Consider the following 4,342-nt stretch of genomic DNA (forward strand, 5'->3'; position numbering starts at 1 on the left):
CAGCAATTGATCAACGGCTTGTCGCTTGGGGCGATTTACGGCCTGATCGCGATCGGCTACACGATGGTGTACGGCATCATCGGTATGATCAACTTCGCCCATGGCGAGATTTACATGATCGGCTCCTTCGTGGCGCTGATCACCTTCCTGGCCATCGGCGCGCTCGGCATCACCTGGGTGCCGTTGGCGCTGCTGGTCATGCTGCTCGCCTCCATGCTGTTCACCAGCGTCTATGGCTGGACGGTGGAGCGCATCGCCTACCGGCCCTTGCGCTCCTCGCCCCGGCTGGCGCCGCTGATCTCCGCCATCGGCATGTCGATCTTCCTGCAGAACTACATCCAGCTCCTCCAGGGCGCCCGCTCCAAGCCGCTGCAGCCCATCCTGCCCGGCAACCTCACCATGATGGACGGCGCCGTCTCCGTCAGCTACGTGCGCCTCGCCACCATCGTCATCACCCTGGTCCTCATGGTCGGCTTCACCATGCTGATCAACCGCACCTCGCTGGGACGCGCCCAGCGCGCCTGCGAGCAGGACAAGAAGATGGCGGGCCTGCTCGGCGTCAACGTCGACCGCGTCATCTCGCTGACCTTCGTCATGGGCGCCGCGCTCGCCGCCGTCGCCGGCATGATGGTGCTGCTGATCTATGGCGTCATCGACTTCTACATCGGCTTCCTGGCCGGCGTTAAGAGCTTCACCGCCGCCGTGCTCGGCGGGGTGGGCTCGCTGCCCGGCGCCATGCTCGGCGGCGTGGTCATCGGCCTGATCGAGGCCTTCTGGTCCGGCTATGTCGGCTCCGAATGGAAGGACGTCGCAACCTTCTCCATCCTCGTCCTCGTCCTGATCTTCCGGCCCACCGGCCTGCTCGGCCGGCCCGAGATCGAGAAGGTGTAAGCGCCATGACCATGCACTCCAACACCGTCTCGTCCGCCGCGGGCGGCACCGCGCGCGGCGTCGACTGGGCCGCCACGATCAAGGACGCCGGGCTCGCCGCCTTCGTCGCCTTGCTGCTGACCGTGCCGCTGGTCGGCCTGCGCACGGTGGACCGCCCCACCGGGCTCGGCATCGAAGCCCGGCCGGAGGAGGTCGTCGCCTCGCTGCTGCTGGTCTTCTTCGGCCGCCTCGGGCTCGGGCTGATCCGCCAGGGCATGGCGCTGCCGGTGCTGATCCTGGCGCTGATCTGCGCCGGTGTCGGGCTGCTGCTGCCGATGCCGACCCAGGTGCTGCGCCTGGTGCTGGTGCTGGGCGGCGGCGTCATCGCCATCCGCGCCGCCATGACGGTCGCCACCGGCCGCTCCAAGCTGTCCCAGGCCGACCGCGACAAGCGCATGGACCGCGTCGCCGCCAAGGTGCAGCACGCCAGCCGCTACATCGGCCCGGTCGCCGTCGCCTTCGCCGTCGTGCTGCCCTTCACCCCGCTGGCCGACCGCATGATCCTGGACATCGGCATCCTGCTGCTGACCTACATCATGCTGGGCTGGGGCCTGAACATCGTGGTGGGCCTCGCCGGCCTGCTCGACCTCGGCTATGTCGCCTTCTACGCGGTGGGCGCCTACAGCTACGCGCTGCTGGCGCATTACTTCGGGCTCAGCTTCTGGGTCTGCCTGCCGCTGGCGGGCGTGCTCGCCGCCATCTCCGGCGTGCTGCTGGGCTTCCCGGTGCTGCGGCTGCGCGGCGACTATTTCGCCATCGTGACCTTGGGCTTCGGCGAGATCATCCGCATCATCCTGGTCAACTGGTACCAGTTCACCGGCGGCCCCAACGGCATCTCCGGCATTCCGCGGCCGAGCTTCTTCGGCATCGCCGACTTCTCCCGCACGCCGGCCGAGGGCATGGCCGCCTTCCACGAGATGTTCGGGCTGGAATTCTCGCCGCTGCACCGCATCATCTTCCTCTACTACCTCATCCTGGCCTTGGCGCTGGTGGTGAACCTGTTCACGCTGCGGGTGCGCAAGCTGCCGCTGGGCCGGGCGTGGGAGGCCCTGCGCGAGGACGACATCGCCTGCGCGTCGCTCGGCATCAACCGCACCAACATGAAGCTGGCGGCTTTCGCGATCGCGGCGATGTTCGGCGGCTTCGCCGGCTCCTTCTTCGCCACGCGCCAGGGCTTCATCAGCCCGGAGAGCTTCACCTTCATCGAGTCGGCGATCATCCTGGCCATCGTGGTGCTGGGCGGCATGGGCAGCCAGATCGGCGTGGTGGTCGCCACCCTGTTGGTGATCGGCCTGCCGGAAGCGTTCCGCGAGCTTGCCGACTACCGCATGCTGGCGTTTGGCGCCGGCATGGTGGTGATCATGCTGTGGCGTCCGCGCGGCCTGCTGGCCCACCGCGACCCGACCATCCTCCTGCATGGGGGCAAGAAGCCGATCCCGGCGGGAGCCGCGAAATGAGCGCCGTCATGAGTGAAAAGCCCCTGCTGACCGTCGAACACCTGACCATGCGCTTCGGCGGTCTGGTGGCGAACAACGACGTGTCGTTCGAGGCGCGGGCGGGCGAGATCACCGCGCTGATCGGCCCGAACGGCGCCGGCAAGACGACGCTGTTCAACTGCGTCACCGGCTTCTACACCCCCACGGTGGGCCGGCTGACGCTGCGCCATCCCGGCGGCAAGGAGTTCCTGCTGGAGCGGATGCCGGGCTACCGCATCGCCCAGCTGGCCGGGGTGGCGCGCACCTTCCAGAACATCCGGCTGTTCAGCGGCATGAGCGTTCTGGAGAACCTGATCGTCGCCCAGCACAACAAGCTGATGCGCGCCTCGACCTTCGCCATCGGCGGCCTGCTGGGCTTCCCCAGCTACCGCAAGGCCGAGCATGAGGCGGTGGAGCTGGCGAAATACTGGCTGGAGCGGGTGCGGCTGACCGAGTTCGCCGACTGGGAGGCCGGCAACCTGCCCTATGGCGCCCAGCGCCGCCTGGAGATCGCGCGCGCCATGTGCACGGAGCCGGTGCTGCTGTGCCTGGACGAGCCGGCGGCCGGCCTGAACCCGCGCGAGTCGGCGGAGCTGGCCGAGATCCTGACCTTCATCCGCGACGTCCAGACCCCGCAGGGGCACCGCACGGGCGTGCTGCTGATCGAGCATGACATGAGCGTGGTGATGCGCATTTCCGACCATGTGGTGGTGCTGGACTATGGCCGGAAGATTTCCGACGGCGATCCGGAGCATGTGAAGAACGACCCGGCGGTGATCCGCGCCTATCTGGGCGAGGACGAGGACGAGGCGCTGCCGCCGGAGGTCGCCGCCGACCTGAACATGCCGCCCACCGCCGACCAGCACAAAGCGCAGAAGGGGGCCTGAGCCATGCTGAAGGTATCGGGCGTCCACACCTTCTACGGCGCCATCGAGGCGCTGAAGGGCATCGACATCGAGATCGGCGCCGGCGAGATCGTCTCGCTGATCGGCGCCAACGGCGCGGGCAAGTCGACGCTGCTGATGACGATCTGCGGCAGCCCGCGGGCGCGCCAGGGCCGGGTGTTCTTCGAGGGCGAGGACATCACCGACCTGCCCACCCACGAGATCGTGCGGCGCGGCATCGCGCAGTCTCCCGAAGGCCGGCGCATCTTCCCGCGGATGACGGTGCTGGAGAACCTGCAGATGGGCTCCATCGTCGCCCAGCCCGGCAGCTTCGAGCGCGAGCTTGAGCGGGTTCTGACGCTGTTCCCGCGTCTGAAGGAGCGCATCAACCAGCGCGCCGGCACGATGTCGGGTGGCGAGCAGCAGATGCTGGCGATCGGCCGCGCGCTGATGAGCCAGCCGCGCCTGCTGCTGCTGGACGAGCCGTCGCTGGGTCTGGCGCCGCTGATCGTGAAGCAGATCTTCCAGGTGATCCAGGAGATCAACCGGGAACAGAAGATGACGGTGTTCATGGTGGAGCAGAACGCGTTCCACGCGCTGAAGCTGGCGCACCGGGCCTATGTGATGGTGACGGGCAAGATCACGATGACGGGGACGGGGGCGCAGCTTCTGGCCGACCCGGAGGTGCGCGCGGCTTATCTGGAAGGGGGCCACTGAGATGGAAACGATCCTTGGCTCTTCGGTTCCGGTCTTCGTGTTCCTGACGGTTCTGGTGTTCGGCGGCTGCGGCGTGCTGACCGGCCAGACCCTGGCGGAGGGCTGGAAACCGGTGTCGAACGTTCTGGCCTATTCGCTTCTGCTGGGGCTGGGCGACCGCTTCCTCGCCTGGGGCCTGTTCGGCGAGCAGCTGCTGTCGCTGTGGGGCTTCATCGTCCACACCGTGGTGATCGGGCTGATTACGCTGACGGCGCACCGCATCGCCATCGCCCGGCGCATGGTCAACCAGTATCCGTGGCTCTATGAGACTGCCGGTCCGTTCGGCTGGCGAGAGCG

Annotated in this window: 5 protein-coding genes; all 5 read left to right on the forward strand. The window is 67.7% G+C overall.

Annotated features, from left to right (window positions below; all coding sequences use genetic code 11):
* Positions 1-891, forward strand: an 891-nt coding sequence (locus J2Y49_RS32260) for an ABC transporter permease subunit (RefSeq protein WP_310119854.1), incomplete at its 5' end; no start/stop codon positions are given.
* A gap of 5 nt (positions 892-896) precedes the next feature.
* Complete coding sequence (gene livM, locus J2Y49_RS32265; protein ID WP_310119856.1) at positions 897-2,387, forward strand: high-affinity branched-chain amino acid ABC transporter permease LivM; 1,491 nt, start codon at positions 897-899, stop codon at positions 2,385-2,387.
* Between the two features lie 8 nt (positions 2,388-2,395).
* On the forward strand, positions 2,396-3,292 hold the full coding sequence (locus J2Y49_RS32270; protein WP_310119858.1) for an ABC transporter ATP-binding protein: 897 nt from the start codon (positions 2,396-2,398) through the stop codon (positions 3,290-3,292).
* 3 nt (positions 3,293-3,295) lie between these two features.
* The gene (locus J2Y49_RS32275; protein WP_014189439.1) at positions 3,296-4,006 is read left to right on the forward strand and encodes an ABC transporter ATP-binding protein; all 711 of its coding nucleotides are present in this window, start codon (positions 3,296-3,298) and stop codon (positions 4,004-4,006) included.
* A gap of 1 nt (position 4,007) precedes the next feature.
* Positions 4,008-4,342, forward strand: a 335-nt coding sequence (locus tag J2Y49_RS32280) for a DUF6867 family protein (protein ID WP_310119860.1), incomplete at its 3' end; no start/stop codon positions are given.

The organism is Azospirillum sp. BE72, from assembly GCF_031455875.1.
In the GTDB taxonomy this organism is placed as follows: Bacteria; Pseudomonadota; Alphaproteobacteria; order Azospirillales; family Azospirillaceae; genus Azospirillum.

Bases quoted from the DNA above. Each gene is read 5' to 3' on its own strand.
- livM (WP_310119856.1), top strand. From the start codon at position 897: ATGACCATGCACTCCAACACCGTCTCGTCCGCCGCGGGCGGCACCGCG.
- J2Y49_RS32275 (WP_014189439.1), top strand. From the start codon at position 3,296: ATGCTGAAGGTATCGGGCGTCCACACCTTCTACGGCGCCATCGAGGCG.
- J2Y49_RS32270 (WP_310119858.1), top strand. From the start codon at position 2,396: ATGAGTGAAAAGCCCCTGCTGACCGTCGAACACCTGACCATGCGCTTC.